This is a genomic window from Streptomyces sp. NBC_01268, assembly GCF_036240795.1.
In the GTDB taxonomy this organism is placed as follows: domain Bacteria; phylum Actinomycetota; class Actinomycetes; order Streptomycetales; family Streptomycetaceae; genus Streptomyces.
The window spans coordinates 3,702,417-3,719,396 of sequence record NZ_CP108454.1; the positions used below are offsets into that span (position 1 = coordinate 3,702,417).

Below are 16,980 nucleotides of genomic sequence, written 5' to 3' on the forward strand. Positions count from 1 at the left end.
CGTCTCGTCGTGCGTGCCGTGCCCGTCGGGCGGGTTCCGCTAGGAGTTCACCGCGCCGCGCAGCTCCGCCACGTCGATCTGCTCGGTCTCGTCGTGCGCGGTCAGGTCGATGACCTGGCCGACGGCCCGCTGCTCGGGGGTGCGCTGCGCGACGGCCGCGAGGACCTCCTCGCCCACGACGTCGGCGAGGTCGGCGTGCTGCACGGCCTCGATCGCGGCGGCGGCCTTCTGCGTGCCGAAGTAGTCGAAGCCGCCCGCGGGGCGCTGGACGGGACGGCGGGCGGCGTACGGGACGATCGCGGCGGCGGCGGGCACGTGCCGCATCGCGGGCGCCTTGGTGTGCTCGTCCGACGCGGGCTCGGCGGCGGTGCCGGGCCGGGGAGCGGGGTCCGACCCGGGGGCCGTGCCGGCGTCCGGGGCCGTGGCGGGCTCGGCGGGGGCGACGGCCTCGACCGGGGCCTCGGCCGGGGCCTTGGTCTCGGTGACGGACTCGGCGTCGGTGCCGGCAACGGTCCCGGCGTCGGACTTCGCCTCGGCCTCGGTCGCCGGCCCGGTCGCCGCTCCGGTCGTCGTCTCGGCCTCGTCCGTGTGCTCGCCGCGCGCTTCGAGGTTGCGCAGCGCCTCCGCCGCCCTGCGGTAGGCGTCCGGGGTCGGGGTGGAGCCGCCGGCGGGCAGGGCCTTGGGCTCCGGGGCGGTCGCCTCCAGGGCGAGCACACGGCGGCCTTCCAGGGCGCTGGCGCGCTCGGTCTCGGCGGTGGCATAGCGGCGCAGGAGGTCGGCGTGCTCGGTGCGGAGCCCGGCGAGCTCGACCCGCTTGGCACGCAGCTTGGCGTCGAGGCGGGTGCGCAGCTCGCGCGACTCCTCCAGGTCGGACTCCAGCTCGGCGACGCGCTCGTCGTGCTTCCACTGGTCCGCCGTGCGGGCGCGGTTCAGCTCGGCGACGGTGCGGCCGGCGCCCTGGTCCCAACTGCGCATGAGGACGGCGCCGGTGACGGCGGCGGCCGCCGCGGCGGCCACGAGCAGCCGCAGCACCAGCGGGTCACCGAGCAGCCAGGCGCCCGCGGCACAGACGACCGACGCCCCGGCGACCGCCGAGGGCGGCAGGAGCTTGTGCAGGGGCTGGGAATGGCGGTGGCGTCCACGTGGCATGGCCTGAAATTTACCGTGCGTAGGCACCGTATGGGGCGTCGGCCCGGCAATCTCTTGGCGAGTTCTCGCCGTCGTGGGGCGGACCGGAGCGATTCCGGAGTGAATCGCTCCGATTCCCCTCGTGCCGTGCCTACTTCTTGAGCAGCCCCTTCGACTCCAGATAGGCCTTCGCCACGTCCTCCGGCTTCGCCCGCTCGGCGTCGACCTTGCGGTTGAGTTCGGCGAGATCCGCCGTCGTCAGAACCTTGGTCAGCTTGTCGAGAGCGGCGGCGATCTCGGGAGACCCGCCGTCCCGGGCATTGACCACGGGCAGCACGTTGTCCGCGTTCTGCAGCTTCTTGTCGTCCTCCAGGAAGACCAGTCCGAAGGATTCGACGGTCGCGTCCGTCGTGGTGGTGAGGACCAGCTGGTCGACCCCGTCCTTGACCGCCTGCTTGGCCTGCGGGGTGCCGACGCCCTTGGGGTCGACGCCGCTGACGTCGATCCCGTACGTCTTCTTCAGACCCGGCGCGCAGAACGGTCGGATCTCGCATTCGTCTCCGGCCGCGATCTTCACCTTCAGCTTGGCGCGGCCGAGGTCGGAAAGGGTCTTCAGCTTGTTCTTCTCCGCGAATTCCCTGCTCACCGCGAACGCGTTCTGGTCGACGGCCTCGCCGACGGCGAGCACCTTCAGTCCGCGCGGCTCGGCCAGCTTCTTCAGGGCCTGGGCGGTGGCGGCCGGGTCACCGGAGGCGACCGGCTTCTCCTCGGGCGCCTTCGGCCCGTTCACCTTGGCGTTGAGGAATTCCGCGAGCGTCGCCGCGTATTCCGGTACGACGTCGATCTCGCCCTTCTCCAGGGCGGGCTGGTACAGCTCGCGATTCTTCACCGTGGTGACGCTCGCGTCGTATCCGGCGTCGTCGAGCACCTGGGCGTACAGCTCGCCGAGGACCTTCGCCTCGGTGAACGCGGCCGCGCCGACGACCAGGGAGCCCTTGGCCCCGCCGCCGCCCGCGGAGGCGCCGCCGCCGGTCTGCGACTTCTCCAGGCTGTCGCCGCCGCACGCGGTCAGCGAGACCGTCAGCGCCGCCGTGCCGAGTACCGCACCCGCGATACGCGAGGTCCTGCTCACAAGATCACCCATCCCAGTCGTTTGTCCGTCCGACGCATCGGTCACCGACGCGTCCGTCACCGGCGCAGCAGCCGGTCCGCGGCCACCAGCAGCGCCTCCACCAGGAGCGCGAGCAGGGCCACGAGCACGGCGCCGGCGACCACCTGCGGCGTGTTGTACGTGTTGAATCCGGCGGTGATGATCCGCCCGAGGCCGCCCTGGCCGACCATCGCGGCGATGGTCGCGGTGGCGACCACCTGCACGGCGGCCGAGCGCAGACCCGTCATCAGCATCGGCCGGGCCAGCGGCAGTTCGACCCCGCGGAAGAGCTGTCCGCCGGACATGCCCATCCCGCGGGCGGCCTCGACCACCGCGCGGTCCACCTCGCGCATGCCCACGTAGGCGTGGGTGAGCAGCGGCGGTATCGCGAAGAGCACGAGCGCGATGACCGTCGGCACGTAGCCGGCGTTGCGCAGCGGCGAGACCATGAAGAGGGCCAGGACGGCGAAGACGGGGATCGCCCGGCCCACGTTGGAGAGGTTGACCGCGAGCGTGCCGCCCTTGCCGAGGTGCCCGAGCCACAGGCCCAGGGGCAGCGCCACGGCGCAGGCGAGGAGCAGCGCGGCCCCGCTCACGTACAGATGCTCGGCGAGCCGGTGCCAGACACCGCTCTCCCCCGACCAGTTGGCGCCGGTGGTGAGCCAGGACCAGGCGTCCGCGACGACACCCACCTCAGGCACCCCCCGCCTGCTCGGCCCGTATCCGGCTCCAGGGCGTCAGGAGCCGCTGGAGGCCGAGGAGCAGCAGGTCGGCGGCGACGGCGAGCAGCACGCACAGCACCGAGGCGGTGAGCACCTGGGCCTTGAAGAAGGTGGGCAGCGCGTCCTCGATCAGGTTGCCGAGGCCGCCGCGGCCGACGATGGAGCCGACCGTGGTGAGCGCGATCGTGGAGACCGTCGCCATCCGGACGCCGGCCATCAACGCGGGCAGCGCGAGCGGGAGTTCGACCTCCCACAGCAGCCGGCCCGTGCCGTACCCCATGCCGCGCGCGGCCTCCTTGGTCTCGGCGGGCACGGCCGCGAGGCCGGCCAGGACGCCGCGCACCAGGATGGTCAGCGAGTAGAGCACCAGACCCGTGACGACCAGCGCCGAGGACAGCCCGAGCAGGGGCAGCAGCAGCGAGAACATCGCGAGCGAGGGGACCGTGTAGAGCAGGGTGGTGAGACCGAGGACGGCGCCGGCCAGCCGGGGCCGGGCCCGCACGAGCAGGGCGAGCGGGAAGGCGACCGCGATCCCGAGCAGCACCGACACCGCGGTGATTCCCACATGCTGGAGGGTGGCCTCGGTCAGCTCCTGGGAACGGGTGCGCAGATACTCCCCGCAGATCCAGTCGTTCGTCACCAGGCAGTTCGGCGTGGCCATGCGCACCCCCTTCCCACGCGCCTCACGAACATCTGTCCGGCGACCCTAACCCCCGCCACCGACAATCACCGAGGAGCGCCACAATGTGGAAATACTTCCTTCACACACCACGGGCCGCGAAGGGTCAGAATGGGGAACCATGATCCGGTTCGAGCAGGTGACCAAGCGGTACGCGGACGGCACCACCGCCGTCGACGACCTCTCCTTCGAGGTCGCCGAGGGGGAGCTGGTGACCCTCGTCGGCCCGTCCGGCTGCGGCAAGACGACCACCATGAAGATGGTCAACCGGCTCGTCGAGCCCACCGCGGGCCGGGTCCTGCTCGGCGGTGAGGACGTCGCCGCCGTCGACCCCGTACGGCTGCGCCGCACCATCGGGTACGTCATCCAGCAGGTCGGCCTCTTCCCGCACCGGACCGTCCTCGACAACACGGCCACCGTGCCCGCGCTCCTCGGCTGGAAGAAGGCCCGGGCCCGCGAGCGCGCCGCCGAGCTCCTCGACCTGGTCGGCCTCGACCCCGCCGTCCACGGGCACCGCTACCCCGAGCAGCTCTCCGGCGGCCAGCGCCAACGGGTCGGGGTGGCCCGCGCGCTCGCCGCCGACCCGCCGGTCCTGCTGATGGACGAGCCGTTCGGCGCCGTCGACCCGGTGGTCCGCGAGCGGCTCCAGAGCGAGTTCCTGAACCTCCAGGCGACCGTCCGCAAGACGGTGCTGCTGGTCACCCACGACCTGGAGGAGGCCGTCCGGCTCGGCGACCGCATCGCCGTCTACGGACAGGGCCGCATCGAGCAGTTCGACACCCCGGCCACCGTGCTCGGCGCCCCCGCCACTCCGTACGTCGCCGACTTCGTCGGCGCGGACCGCGGCCTCAAGCGGCTCGCCGTCACCCCGGTCACGGAGGCCGACCTGGAGCCCGCCGGGGACGGTCCCGGCGGCGCGGCGGACGGCGGCGCGGGCGCGGTCCCCGTGCTCCCCCTGGGCGGCTCCCTCAAGGAAGCACTCGCGCTGCTCCTGCAGCACGACGCCGGCCGGATCGCCGTGCACGCCCCCGGTGACCCGGGCCGTGTCCTCGGCTCGCTCACCACGGCCGGTGTGCACCGGGCCCTGCGCCGGGCCCGGCCGGAGCTCAGCTCGCGCTGAGCTTCCCGCTCATCCACACCAGGCCGGGCGGGATCTCACGGTTCCACGTGTTGAAGTTGTGGCCGCCGCTCTCCAGCGTGATGGAGGAGACGCTCGCCGGGGCCTTCACCTTCCTGATGAAGGCCTGCGTCCCCTTGAGGTTGCCCTCGCCGTGCTTCGACGTGGTCACCAGGAAGGACGACTTGCCCTGGGCCACGTGGTCCAGGCTCCACAGCAGGTCGGCCCGCTTCTTCTCGGCCTGGTCGCCCTGGAACAGGTCACCGGTCGTCACGTCGTCGGCCGCCCGGTAGTAGGCGGAGAAGCCCGCGCCCGCGGAGAACCGGTCCGGGTGGTGCAGCACGATCTTCAGCGCGCAGTAGCCGCCGGTCGAGTTCCCCATGAAGCCCCAGCTCCGCGGCTTCGTGCCCACCCGGTAGTTCTGCGCGATCGCCTGCGGAAGGTCCTCGGCGAAGAAGGTCTCCGTCTGCGGCCCGCCCGGCACGTCCACGCACTCGGTGTCCCGGGGCGGCGCGACCGTCGGCCGCAGCATCACCAGGATCATCGGCTGCATCTTCTTGTCCTTGGCCTGCTGGAAGGCCGTCTTCGGGTACTTCAGACCCTTCAGCAGGTTCTCCGCCGTGCCCGGGTAGCCGGTCAGCACCACGGACACCGGAAAGGTCGACTTCGCGTAGCGCCCCTGGAAGTACTCCGGCGGCAGGTACACGTACGCCTGCGAGTCGATCCTCGACTTCTCGCCCGCTATGACGACCTTCTGTATCTGTCCGCCGACCGAGGGACGCCCGCCGCCCGGCACGTCCATCGCCTGCGTGCCGATCACCTTCACGTCCTTGGAGCCGGCCGAGTGGTCGACCACCACGCCCATCTCCTGCTCCTGGCCGAAGAGGTCGGCCCAGGAGCCGTAGAAGAGGAAGGAGTTGTTGGCGGCCAGACCGACCGAGGCGAACAGGGCCAGCTGGGTGGCGAGCAGCAGCCCGATCCGTCCCAGGACCGCGCGCCAGCCGCCGCGCGCCAGCCTCGGCCACAGCCAGATCGTGGCGACGAAGAGCACCACGGCCAGCGCGACCGCCAACGCGAGAACTTTGTTGCTGGTGAGACCCATGAGACGTATGAGCTTTCTGCCTGATTTTTCCCTGAGATTTACCTGACGGCGAGTGAACCCGCCCCATCGCTGCTCCGTCCTAGAAGGCGCAAACCTCCGGTACGCCCATGATCCGCGCGGCCTACCGGATCAACGATCTCTCGCGGAGCCACGGGAAGCACGGGAAGCGATGTCTGTCACGGTAGATGGGGACAAATCCGGATCGGTTCCGGATCACGTACGCCGGATTCTGCGCGGACCCCGACCCGAAAGGGTCCCGGCGCTGATCGGTACGGCCTGCACACTGATCGGTCTGATCGACGTCGCCGCGGGAGTCTTCCCCCGGTTCCGCGCCAGCCGCATGCACGCCGTCGCGGAGATCCTGCCCGGCACCCTGGGCCCGCTCTCCGCGGCCCTCTCACTCAGCGCCGGCGTCCTCCTGCTGCTGCTCGCCCACGGCCTCAAGCGCAACAAGCGCCGCGCCTGGCGCGCCGCCGTGGTGCTGCTGCCGCTCGGCGCCGTCGCCCAGTTCGTCTGGCGCCACTCGATCACCGGAGCGCTGCTCTCCGTCGCGCTCCTCGCCCTGCTCGTACGCCACCGGGACCAGTTCGCGGCCCTGCCCGACCCCCGCAGCCGCTGGCGCGCGCTCGCCAACTTCGTCCTCATGGGCGCCGGATCCCTCGCCCTCGGCCTCGTGATCGTCAGCGCCCACCCGCGCCGCGTCGTCGGCAGCCCCAGCCTCGCCGACCGCCTCGAACACGTCCTGTACGGCCTCTTCGGCATCGAGGGCCCCGTCGCCTACACCGGCGACGTCGACTGGACCGTCGGCTACTCCCTCGGCGCCCTCGGCATGCTGACCGCCCTCACCACCATCTACCTCGCCTTCCGGCCCGAGCACCCCGCCGCCCGGCTCACCGAGGACGACGAGACCCGCCTGCGGGCCCTCCTCGCCAAGCACGGCGCCCGCGACTCCCTCGGCCACTTCGCGCTCCGCCGCGACAAGGGCGTCGTCTTCTCCCCCAGCGGCAAGGCCGCCGTCTGCTACCGCGTCGTCTCCGGCGTCATGCTCGCCAGCGGCGACCCCATCGGCGACGTCGAAGCCTGGCCCGGCGCCATCGAACGCTTCATGGACGAGGCCAAGGCCCACTCCTGGACCCCCGCCGTCATGGGCTGCTCCGAGACCGGCGGCCAGGTCTGGACCCGCGAGACCGGCCTCGACGCCCTCGAACTCGGCGACGAAGCCGTCGTCGACGTCGCCGACTTCTCCCTCTCCGGCCGCGCCATGCGCAACGTCCGCCAGATGGTCAAGCGCATCGAACGCAACGGCTACACCACCAAAGTGCGCCGCGTCGCCGACCTCAGCGACGGCGAACTCGCCCGCGTCCGCCGGGCCGCCGAAGACTGGCGCGGCACCGACACCGAACGCGGCTTCTCCATGGCCCTCGGCCGCATCGGCGACGCCGGCGACGGGGACGCCGTCATAGCGACCGCCCACAAAGACGACCCCGACGGCACCGAGTCCCCCTACGGCGACCTGAAGGCGATCATCCACTTCGTGCCCTGGGGCAAGGACGGCATGTCCCTGGAACTCATGCGCCGCGATCGCGCCGCCGACCCCGGCATGAACGAGCTGCTCATCGTCGCCTCCCTCCAGGACTCCCCCCGCCTCGGCATCAAGCACGTCTCCCTCAACTTCGCCATGTTCCGGGCCGCCCTCGCCCGCGGCGAGAAGATCGGCGCCGGCCCCGTCCTGCGCCTCTGGCGCGGCCTCCTCGTCTTCCTCTCCCGCTGGTTCCAGATCGAGTCGCTCTACAAGTTCAACGCCAAGTTCCAGCCCCGCTGGGAACCCCGCTTCGTCGTCTACCGCAAGAGCCGCGACCTCCCCCGCATCGGCTTCGCCGCCATGCAGGCCGAGGGCTTCGTGAACTTCGCCCTCCCCCGCCCCTTCCGCCGCCGCTCCCACACCCCGGTCCCCCGCCCCTGCGCCCACATCGTCCCCTCCCAGGCCGAGCGCGAAGTCCACGCGGCCTGACCCCGCCCCCGTAGGCTGGACGCATGAGTACGACGATCGACCGGGGCACGGCGCTCGGCCTGCCGGAGTGGGACCGCTGCGCGGTCATGGGCGTGGTCAACGTGACCCCCGATTCCTTCTCCGACGGCGGCCGCTGGTTCGACACCACGGCCGCCGTCAAACACGGCCTCGACCTCGCCGCCCAGGGCGCCGACCTCATCGACGTCGGCGGCGAGTCCACCCGCCCCGGCGCCAGCCGCGTCGACGCCGAGGAAGAACTCCGCCGGGTCGTCCCCGTCGTCCGCGGCCTCGCCGCCGAAGGCGTCACCGTCTCCGTCGACACCATGCGCGCCACCGTCGCCGCCCGCGCCGTCGAAGCCGGCGCCACCCTCGTCAACGACGTCAGCGGCGGCCTCGCCGACCCCGGCATGGTCGCCGCCGTCGCCGCCGCCGAGGTCCCCTTCGTCGTCATGCACTGGCGCGGCTTCAGCGACAACATGAACAGCCTCGCCGTCTACGACGACGTCGTCACCGAGGTCGTCACCGAGCTCCGCACCCGGATGGAGGCCGTCATCGACGGCGGCGTCGCCCCCGAGCGCATCGTCCTCGACCCCGGCCTCGGCTTCGCCAAACTGGCCCCCCACGACCTGGCCCTCGTCGCCCACCTCCCCCGGCTGCGCGCACTCGGCCGCCCCCTCCTCGTCGCCGCCTCCCGCAAGCGCTTCCTCGGCCACGTCCTCGCCCACCAGGGCGCCGCCCCGCCGCCCGCCCGCGAGCGCGACGCCGCCACCGCCGCCGTCTCCGCCATCGCCGCCCACGAGGGCGCCTGGGCCGTCCGCGTCCACGAGGTCCGCGCCACCGCCGACGCCGTACGCGTCGCCAGGGCCGTCGAGGGCGCCAGGTGAGCCGCGCCCGCCAGGCCGACCGCGCCGCCGTCGAAGCGGCCAACACCGCCTTCTACGAGGCGATGGAACAGGGCGACTTCGACGGCATCACCGACCTCTGGCTCGACGACGGCGCCACACCCATCTCCTGCGTCCACCCCGGCTGGCCCGTCCTGTCCGGCCGCGGCGAGGTGCTCCGCTCGTACGCGCTGATCATGGCCAACACCGACTACATCCAGTTCTTCCTCACCGACGTCGAGGTCTCCCTCGCCTCCGACGTGGCGGTCGTCACGTGCACCGAGAACATCCTCAGCGGCGGCCCCGCCGAGGACGGCGCCTCCCTCGGCCCCCTCGTCGGACAGCTCGTCGTCGCCACCAACGTCTTCCGCCGCACGTCGGAGGGGTGGAAGGTCTGGTCCCACCACGGCTCCCCGGTGATCCCCGAGACCGACGACGACGACACCGACCGCGCCACGGGCCCCGCCGACTGAGCCACCCCGCCCGGCCGGACACCCCGGCCGCCGACCCGACCGTCGGTGCCCGCAGGTAGATTCGTGGGTGGACACCCGGCCGTCCGCACCCGGCTGCGTGGCCACCCGTACTACGACAGCAGGAGTGATTCGCGTGGATCGTGTCGCGCTGCGCGGCCTCAAGGCCCGAGGACACCACGGCGTCTTCCCCAAGGAGCGCGAGGAAGGCCAGACCTTCATCGTCGACCTCACCCTCGGCCTGGACACCCGCGCCGCCGCCGCCGGCGACGACCTGACGAAGACCGTGCACTACGGCGTGGTCGCCGAAGAGGTCGTCGACGTCGTCCAGGGCGAGCCCGTGGACCTCATCGAGACGCTCGCCGAGCGGATCGCCCAGCAGTGCCTCAAGCACGCCGGCGTCCAGGAGGTCGAGGTCGTCGTCCACAAGCCGGACGCGCCCATCACGGTCCCCTTCGACGACGTGACCGTCACCATCACCCGGAGCCGCGCATGAAGCCCCAGCACAGCGATCCGACCGTCCAGCCCGTCCCGGCGGCCGTGACCGCCGCCGTCGACGCGGCGGACGTCACCCTCTCCAACCCCAAGTGGGCCGTCCTCGCCCTCGGCGCCAACCTCGGCAACCGCCTGGAGACCCTCCAGGGCACCGTCGACGCCCTGGAGGACACCCCCGGCCTGCGGGTCAAGGCCGTCTCCCCGGTCTACGAGACGGAGCCCTGGGGCGTCGAGCCCGGCAGCCAGCCCTCGTACCTGAACGCGGTCGTCCTCGTGAAGACCACCCTCCCCCCGGCCTCGCTCCTGGAGCGCGCGCACGCCGTCGAGGAGGCGTTCCACCGGGTCCGCGACGAGCGCTGGGGCGCCCGCACCATCGACGTCGACATCATCACGTACGCCGACGTCGTCTCCGACGACCCCGTCCTCACCCTTCCGCACCCCCGGGCCCACCAGCGCGCCTTCGTCCTCGCGCCCTGGCACGACGTGGACCCCGAGGCCCAGCTCCCCGGCCACGGTCCGGTCGCCGGCCTCCTCGCCACGGTCGGCAGCGAGGGAGTCACGCCGCGCACCGACCTGGAACTCCGACTCCCCGAGTAGTCGTTACGCTCGTCAGAGATCGTCGCTCCGACCACGCGAAGGACACCCGGTGAAACAACTGCGGCTCAAGGTGCTCGCCGGACTCTTCGTCGTCGCCGGCGTCCTCTCCTGGGGCGCCGCCCGGCTCTGGGACGCGGTCGGCACCCTCCCGAGCGTCCCGCTCGCCGCGCCCATCGTCCTGGCGGCCATCGCCGTCGTCCTCACCGCCACCGCCCTCTCGCTGCGCGCCCGCCTCAGGGCCCAGCGGGAGCGCCGCCCCGGCGCCAAGGGCGTCGAACCCCTGATGGCCGCCCGCGCGGTCGTCTTCGCCCAGGCCAGCGCCCTCGTCGCCGCCCTCGTCGCCGGCATGTACGGCGGCACGGGCGTCTTCCTGCTCGGCTCCCTCGACATCCCGGCCCGGCGCGACCAGGCCCTCTACGCCGCCTTCGCCGTCCTCGCCGGCATCGGCGTCATCGCCGCCGCCCTCTTCCTGGAACACGTCTGCAAGCTCCCGGAGGACGAGGACGACAACGGCCCGAACCGCGCGCCGGTGAGCTAGCCCCCTACCAGGGCTCGCGCACGAGGTGCCCGTTCACCAGGAACGTGGGGTGCGGGGAAAGCCGGTAGCTGTAGAAGGTGAAGGGCTTGGTACCGGCCGCCGGGCGGGGGCGGACCTCGCGGACACGGTCCGATCGCCGTCCAGCGTCCACATCGCTGCCCCATACCGTCCCCCTTGATCAGTGATCGACTCCACTGATCGGGGACGGTACGGAGCAGGTCGGGCAGTCCGCTGCTAACGGGCCAATATCAGGGACATGGCCTCGGCACGGGTGGTAGCGTCACGCAGTTGGCCACGTACCGCCGAGGTCGTCGTCTTCGCGCCCGGCTTGCGGACACCACGCAGCGCCATGCACATGTGCTCGGCCTCGATGACGACGATCGCGCCGCGCGCGTCGAGGATCCTCATCAGGGAGTCGGCGATCTGCGTCGTCAGGCGCTCCTGCACCTGCGGACGACGAGCGAAGACGTCCACGAGACGGGCCAGCTTCGACAAGCCGGTAATTTTGCCCGTTTCCGCGGGAATGTAACCAATGTGAGCTACACCATGAAAGGGGAGCAAGTGATGCTCACATTGCGATGTCAGTTCGATGTCCTTGACGAGGACCATCTCGTCGTGCCCCAGATCGAACGTCGTGGTCAGGACGTCCTCGGGCTTCTGCCAGAGCCCCGCGAACAGCTCCTTGTACGCCCGCGCCACCCGCGCCGGCGTCTCACGCAGCCCCTCGCGGTCCGGGTTCTCACCGACCGCGATGAGGAGCTCCCGTACGGCGTTCTCGGCGCGCTTCTCGTCGAACTCGCCGATCGGGCTCTCGCCGTCCAGCGTCACCGGGTCGGTCATCTGTGCCTCGTTCCGTCTGTCTGAGCCTGACGCGAATAAGCCGCGCCCCCTCAGGCTAGAACCTGAGGGGGCGCGGCATCCATTCCGGGTCCGGGGATCCGTCAGACCTCGGGGTGCTCCTCGGGGAGGGCGTCCGGGGTCTTGGTGGTGTCGACCGGGGTCGTCGCCGAGGAGGAGCCGTTGGCGCTGTTGGTCAGGGCCAGCTCCTTCGGGGAGAGGACCGGCGGGCGGGTGGACGGCGTCCGGCGGGCGGAACCGGTCCAGGCCGGGCGGGCCGGGCGCTTGACGATGGGGGCGAAGATCTCGGCGATCTCCTCCTTGCCCAGGGTCTCCTTCTCCAGCAGCGCCAGGACCAGGTTGTCGAGGAGGTCGCGGTTCTCGACGAGGATCTCCCACGCTTCGTTGTGGGCGGTCTCGATGAGCTTCTTGACCTCTTCGTCGACCAGCGCGGCGACCTCTTCCGAGTAGTCGCGCTGGTGCGCCATCTCGCGGCCGAGGAAGGGCTCGGTGTTGTCGCCGCCGAACTTGATGGCGCCGAGCCGCTCGGTCATGCCGTACTGGGTGACCATCGCGCGGGCCGTGGCGGTGGCCTTCTCGATGTCGTTGGCGGCGCCGGTGGTCGGGTCGTGGAAGACCAGTTCCTCCGCGGCGCGGCCGCCCAGCATGTACGCCAGCTGGTCGAGCATCTCGTTGCGGGTGGTCGAGTACTTGTCCTCGTCCGGCAGGACCATCGTGTAGCCCAGGGCGCGGCCGCGGGACAGGATGGTGATCTTGTGGACCGGGTCGGAGTTCGGCGAGGCCGCCGCGACGAGGGCGTGGCCGCCCTCGTGGTACGCGGTGATCTTCTTCTCCTTGTCCGACATGATCCGGGTCCGCTTCTGCGGGCCCGCGACCACGCGGTCGATCGCCTCGTCCAGCGCCTTGTTGTCGATCAGCTTCTGATCGCTGCGGGCGGTGAGGAGCGCCGCCTCGTTGAGGACGTTGGAGAGGTCCGCACCGGTGAAGCCGGGGGTGCGGCGGGCGACGGCGCCGAGGTCCACGTCGGGGGCGACGGGCTTGCCCTTCTGGTGGACCTTGAGGATCTCCAGGCGGCCCTGCATGTCGGGGCGGTCGACGGCGATCTGCCGGTCGAAGCGGCCCGGGCGCAGGAGCGCGGGGTCGAGGATGTCGGGGCGGTTCGTGGCGGCGATGAGGATGACGCCGCCCTTCACGTCGAAGCCGTCCATCTCGACGAGCAGCTGGTTGAGGGTCTGCTCGCGCTCGTCGTGTCCACCGCCGAGGCCGGCGCCGCGGTGGCGGCCGACCGCGTCGATCTCGTCGACGAAGACGATGGCCGGGGCGTTGGCCTTGGCCTGCTCGAAGAGGTCGCGGACCCGGGAGGCGCCGACGCCGACGAACATCTCGACGAAGTCGGAGCCGGAGATCGAGTAGAACGGCACGCCGGCCTCGCCGGCGACGGCGCGCGCGAGGAGCGTCTTGCCGGTTCCGGGCGGGCCGTACAGCAGCACGCCCTTGGGGATCTTGGCGCCGACGGCCTGGAACTTGGCCGGCTCCTGGAGGAACTCCTTGATCTCGTGGAGTTCCTCGACGGCCTCGTCGGAGCCCGCGACGTCGGCGAAGGTCGTCTTCGGGGTGTCCTTGGTGATGAGCTTCGCCTTGGACTTGCCGAACTGCATGACGCGGGAGCCGCCGCCCTGCATCTGGTTCATCAGGAACAGGAAGACGACCACGATCAGGACGAAGGGCAGGAGCGAGAGCAGGACCGAGACGAACGGGGACTGCTTCGTCGGCGAGACGGTGTAGCCCTTCTCGATCTGCCCGGCCTCGAACTTCTCCTGCAGCTTGTCGGCGAGGTCGGCGCCCTGGGTGCCGATGTAGCTGGCCTGGACCTTGCCCGACTTGTTGATCTGCTGACCGTCGACGAGGTCGATCTTGATGACCTGCTCGTCACCGGTGGTCAGCTTTGCGGATTTGACCTGGTTCTTGTCGATCGCCTGGACTACCTGGGAGGTGTCCACCGTCTTGTAGCCCTCGGACGAGCCGACGACCTGCATCAGCACGACCACGGCGAGGACGGCCAGCACGATCCACATGACCGGCCCACGGAAGTATCGCTTCACGTCCATCCATACGGGGCGCTAGCGCCCCGTCCCTCCTGCCCGTAGGTAAATGCTGCTGAGTAGAAAAAAGCTGTTCTTCGGACGGTACCCCAGCATTGTCACCCGCGACCGTCTTCCCTTGCTTCAACGGTGGGAAGGCGGTGCGGGTTCCCCTTGGGGCGGCGGGTGTCAGCCGCCGTAGACGTGGGGGGCGAGGGTGCCGACGAACGGGAGATTGCGGTACTTCTCGGCGTAGTCGAGGCCGTATCCGACGACGAACTCGTTCGGGATGTCGAAGCCGATCCACTTCACGTCGATGGCGACCTTCGCCGCGTCCGGCTTGCGCAGCAGGGTGCAGACCTCGAGGGAGGCCGGCTCGCGCGAGCCGAGGTTGGACAGGAGCCAGGACAGGGTCAGGCCCGAGTCGATGATGTCCTCGACGATCAGGACGTGCTTGCCCTTGATGTCGGTGTCGAGGTCCTTGAGGATGCGGACGACGCCCGAGGACTGGGTGCCGGCGCCGTAGGAGGAGACGGCCATCCAGTCCATGGTGACGGGGGTGGACAGCGCGCGCGCCAGGTCCGCCATCACCATCACGGCGCCCTTGAGGACACCGACGATGAGCAGGTCCTTGCCCGCGTACTCCGCGTCGATCTTCGCGGCCAGCTCGGCCAGCTTCGCGTCGATCTCTTCCTTGGTGATGAGCACCGACTTGAGGTCGGTGCCCATGTCCTTCTCGTTCACCCGGGTCACTTTCGTTGCAGCTTGCGTCAGCCTTGCCGAATGACCAGTCTGCCACCCTGGCGGCGTGCCTCGACGCGCCCGGGCAGGTTGATGGCCCCTTGGCCGCGCCAGCCGGTGATCAGCCGGTCGACCTCTTCGATGTGGCGGGCGAAGAGGGAGCCCGCGGGGGCGCCTTCGGCGATCACGGCGCGGCGCAGGACGCGGCGGCGGACGGCGGGGGGAAGTCCGGAGAGTTTGGCGCATTCGAGGCGGCCGGTGTCGTCGCGCACGGAGGCTTCGGCGTCGGCGGCCCAGGAGTCGAGGGCGTCGGCGTCGTCGCGGGACAGCTGGGCCGTTCGGGCGAGGGCTTCGACGACGCCCTTGCCGAGCGCCTTCTCGAGGGCGGGGAGGCCTTCGTGGCGGAGGCGGGAGCGCGTGTAGGCGGGGTCGCTGTTGTGGGGGTCGTCCCAGACGGCGAGTTCCTGGGCGATGCAGGCCTTGCGGACGGTCTGGCGGTCGAGCTCCAGGAAGGGGCGGCGGTAGCGGCGGGCGGTGCCGGAGACCGCGGCCATGCCGGACAGGGAGCGGATGCCGGAGCCGCGGGCGAGGCCGAGGAGGACGGTTTCGGCCTGGTCGTCGCGGGTGTGGCCGAGGAGGATCGCGGTGGCGCCGTGGCGTTCGGCGGCGGCGTCGAGGGCGGCGTAGCGGGCGTCGCGGGCGGCGGCTTCGGGGCCTCCGTCGCGGCCGACGGTGACCGTGACGGCTTCGACGGGGTCGAGGCCGAGGGCGGTCATGCGGTCGGCGACTTCACGGGCGCGCTGTTCGGAGCCGGTCTGGAGGCCGTGGTCGACGGTGACGCCGCCGGCCCGGAGGTCGAGTTTGCGGGCTTCGAAGGCGAGTGCGGAGGCGAGCGCCATGGAGTCGGCGCCGCCGGAGCAGGCGACGAGGACCAGGGGCCGGCCGTCGGGCCGGCCGTGGGGGCCGCCTTCGGCGCGCTGGGTGGTGTGCTCGGTGAGGACGTCGTGGAGTACGCGGCGGACCGCCAGGCGTATCGCCGCGACCGCAGGATGGGGACCCATGTCCGGTGCCCTTCGTGGAGAGAGTGCAGTGCCTCGGTCGGAGTCTTAACGGTCGGAAGTGGGGGTTCGGTCACTCAGAGTGCGTCGATGGTGACAGAACCTGGCCGTTACCCGAGCATTGCACGCCTTACCCGCCGTCTACGGTCCCTCGGATGGGTGATTGGTGGGGTGTTCTTCCGCCATCCGACGCATCCGTCTCACGAGTCTGCCTTACGGTGCACCCTCGCCACCCAGTCGGCGGGCTTGGCGATCTCGGCCTTGGTGGGGAGCGTGTTGGGGGAGGTCCAGACGCGGTTGAAGCCGTCCATGCCGACCTGGTCGACGACGGCGCGGACGAAGCGTTCGCCGTCGCGGTACTGGCGCAGCTTGGCGTCGAGGCCGAGCAGTTTGCGCAGGGCGAGGTCGAGTCGGGAGGCGCCGCGGGCGCGGCGTTGCTGGAACTTCTCGCGGATCTCGGCGACGGAGGGCACGACGTCGGGGCCGACGCCGTCCATGACGTAGTCGGCGTGGCCTTCGAGCAGGGACATGACGGCGGTGAGGCGGCCGAGGATCTCGCGCTGTTCGGGGGTCTGGACGAGTTCGACGAGGGAGGGGGCGGGTTCGTCCTGTTCGCCTTCGGGGCGGCCGCCGGCGAGGGCCTGGGCGGCTTCGCGTAGGCGTTCGACGACGGTGGAGGGGTCGACCTCGGTGGCGGCGAGGAATGACTGGATCTCGCCTTGGAGGTGGTCGCGCAGCCAGGGGACGGCGGTGAACTGGGTGCGGTGGGTCTCCTCGTGGAGGCAGACCCAGAGCCGGAAGTCGTGCGGGGAGACGTCGAGCTCGCGTTCGACGTGGACGATGTTCGGCGCGACGAGCAGGAGGCGTCCGGCGCTGTCGGCGGGCAGGTCGCGGCCGGCGGGGGCGAAGGTCTCGTACTGGCCGAGGATGCGGGAGGCCAGGAACGACAGGAGCATGCCGAGTTCGACGCCGGTGACCTTGCCGCCGACGCTGCTGAGGACGGTGCCGCCGGTGGAGCCGGAGCGGCGTTCCTGCATCTTGTCGAGGAGCGGGGAGAGCAGTTCGCGGAAGCCGGCGACGTTGGCCTTGATCCAGCCGGTGCGGTCGACGACGAGGACGGGGGTGTCGGGGGTGTCGGCGGGGTCGCGGTCCTCGGGGATCATCCGGGTGTAGGCGCGGACGTGTTCCTCGGCGGCCTTGGCGTGTCTGCGGAGCTCGGCGACGACCTCGCGGGCCTCCTCCCGGCTCACCTCGGGGCCCGGTCGCACCAGGCGGGTCGCCGTCGCGACGGCGAGATTCCAGTCGACCATCCCCGATGTGCCTGCACCACCGATGCTCGTCATGCGTCAACC

General features: G+C 71.2%; 17 protein-coding genes. 7 read left to right on the plus strand and 10 right to left on the minus strand.

Annotated features, from left to right (window positions below; genetic code table 11):
• Nucleotides 1-39: 39 nt before the first annotated feature.
• The 4 genes from OG309_RS16330 to OG309_RS16345 form a co-directional block, all read right to left on the minus strand.
• The gene (locus OG309_RS16330; protein ID WP_329421617.1) at nt 40-1,149 is read right to left on the minus strand and encodes a hypothetical protein; all 1,110 of its coding nucleotides are present in this window, start codon (nt 1,147-1,149) and stop codon (nt 40-42) included.
• Between the two features lie 130 nt (nt 1,150-1,279).
• Complete coding sequence (locus OG309_RS16335) at nt 1,280-2,272, minus strand: ABC transporter substrate-binding protein (RefSeq protein ID WP_329421619.1); 993 nt, start codon at nt 2,270-2,272, stop codon at nt 1,280-1,282.
• Between the two features lie 44 nt (nt 2,273-2,316).
• On the minus strand, nt 2,317-2,970 hold the full coding sequence (locus OG309_RS16340; protein WP_329428364.1) for an ABC transporter permease: 654 nt from the start codon (nt 2,968-2,970) through the stop codon (nt 2,317-2,319).
• 1 nt (nt 2,971) lies between these two features.
• Nucleotides 2,972-3,661 (minus strand): ABC transporter permease, encoded by a 690-nt coding sequence (locus tag OG309_RS16345; protein WP_329421620.1) that lies wholly within the window; start codon nt 3,659-3,661, stop codon nt 2,972-2,974.
• A gap of 139 nt (nt 3,662-3,800) precedes the next feature.
• Between OG309_RS16345 and OG309_RS16350 the strand changes: the two genes are divergently transcribed.
• Nucleotides 3,801-4,799, plus strand: a complete 999-nt coding sequence (locus OG309_RS16350; RefSeq protein ID WP_329421622.1) for an ABC transporter ATP-binding protein — start codon at nt 3,801-3,803, stop codon at nt 4,797-4,799.
• On the opposite strand, the gene OG309_RS16355 is transcribed toward OG309_RS16350, so the two are convergent.
• A complete protein-coding gene (locus OG309_RS16355) occupies nt 4,786-5,898 on the minus strand; it encodes an alpha/beta hydrolase (protein WP_329421624.1) in 1,113 nt (370 codons plus the stop codon). The two genes, OG309_RS16350 and OG309_RS16355, sit on opposite strands and share 14 nt — an antisense overlap.
• 169 nt (nt 5,899-6,067) lie before the next feature.
• Between OG309_RS16355 and OG309_RS16360 the strand changes: the two genes are divergently transcribed.
• The 6 genes from OG309_RS16360 (at nt 6,068) to OG309_RS16385 (ending at nt 10,890) form a co-directional block, all read left to right on the plus strand.
• Nucleotides 6,068-7,909, plus strand: coding sequence for a phosphatidylglycerol lysyltransferase domain-containing protein (locus OG309_RS16360; RefSeq protein WP_329421627.1), 1,842 nt, complete (start codon nt 6,068-6,070; stop codon nt 7,907-7,909).
• Nucleotides 7,910-7,932: 23 nt separating this feature from the next.
• Nucleotides 7,933-8,793: a dihydropteroate synthase gene (folP, locus tag OG309_RS16365; protein ID WP_329421628.1), complete on the plus strand. Its 861-nt coding sequence runs from the start codon at nt 7,933-7,935 to the stop codon at nt 8,791-8,793.
• Between the two features lie 62 nt (nt 8,794-8,855).
• A complete protein-coding gene (locus OG309_RS16370) occupies nt 8,856-9,263 on the plus strand; it encodes a nuclear transport factor 2 family protein (RefSeq protein ID WP_402546481.1) in 408 nt (135 codons plus the stop codon).
• Between the two features lie 133 nt (nt 9,264-9,396).
• Nucleotides 9,397-9,756 (plus strand): dihydroneopterin aldolase, encoded by a 360-nt coding sequence (gene folB, locus OG309_RS16375; protein WP_132917724.1) that lies wholly within the window; start codon nt 9,397-9,399, stop codon nt 9,754-9,756.
• Nucleotides 9,753-10,352 carry a 2-amino-4-hydroxy-6-hydroxymethyldihydropteridine diphosphokinase gene (gene folK / locus OG309_RS16380; protein WP_329421632.1) on the plus strand — a complete coding sequence of 200 codons (600 nt, stop codon included), beginning with the start codon at nt 9,753-9,755 and terminating at the stop codon, nt 10,350-10,352. The genes folB and folK overlap by 4 nt, the downstream gene beginning before the upstream one ends.
• A gap of 49 nt (nt 10,353-10,401) precedes the next feature.
• On the plus strand, nt 10,402-10,890 hold the full coding sequence (locus OG309_RS16385; RefSeq protein WP_329421633.1) for a DUF3180 domain-containing protein: 489 nt from the start codon (nt 10,402-10,404) through the stop codon (nt 10,888-10,890).
• 234 nt (nt 10,891-11,124) lie between these two features.
• Here the strand turns inward: OG309_RS16385 and folE are convergent, their stop codons facing one another.
• The 5 genes from folE to OG309_RS16410 all read right to left on the minus strand — a co-directional run bounded on the left by folE (nt 11,125) and on the right by OG309_RS16410 (nt 16,971).
• Complete coding sequence (folE, locus tag OG309_RS16390; protein ID WP_329421636.1) at nt 11,125-11,730, minus strand: GTP cyclohydrolase I FolE; 606 nt, start codon at nt 11,728-11,730, stop codon at nt 11,125-11,127.
• Between the two features lie 101 nt (nt 11,731-11,831).
• Nucleotides 11,832-13,856, minus strand: a complete 2,025-nt coding sequence (gene ftsH / locus OG309_RS16395) for an ATP-dependent zinc metalloprotease FtsH (RefSeq protein ID WP_329421637.1) — start codon at nt 13,854-13,856, stop codon at nt 11,832-11,834.
• A gap of 162 nt (nt 13,857-14,018) precedes the next feature.
• Nucleotides 14,019-14,558 carry a hypoxanthine phosphoribosyltransferase gene (hpt, locus tag OG309_RS16400; RefSeq protein ID WP_132917781.1) on the minus strand — a complete coding sequence of 180 codons (540 nt, stop codon included), beginning with the start codon at nt 14,556-14,558 and terminating at the stop codon, nt 14,019-14,021.
• 41 nt (nt 14,559-14,599) lie between these two features.
• Nucleotides 14,600-15,631, minus strand: coding sequence for a tRNA lysidine(34) synthetase TilS (gene tilS, locus OG309_RS16405; protein ID WP_329421638.1), 1,032 nt, complete (start codon nt 15,629-15,631; stop codon nt 14,600-14,602).
• Nucleotides 15,632-15,828: 197 nt separating this feature from the next.
• Nucleotides 15,829-16,971, minus strand: a complete 1,143-nt coding sequence (locus OG309_RS16410) for a zinc-dependent metalloprotease (protein ID WP_329421639.1) — start codon at nt 16,969-16,971, stop codon at nt 15,829-15,831.
• Nucleotides 16,972-16,980 lie beyond the last annotated feature (9 nt).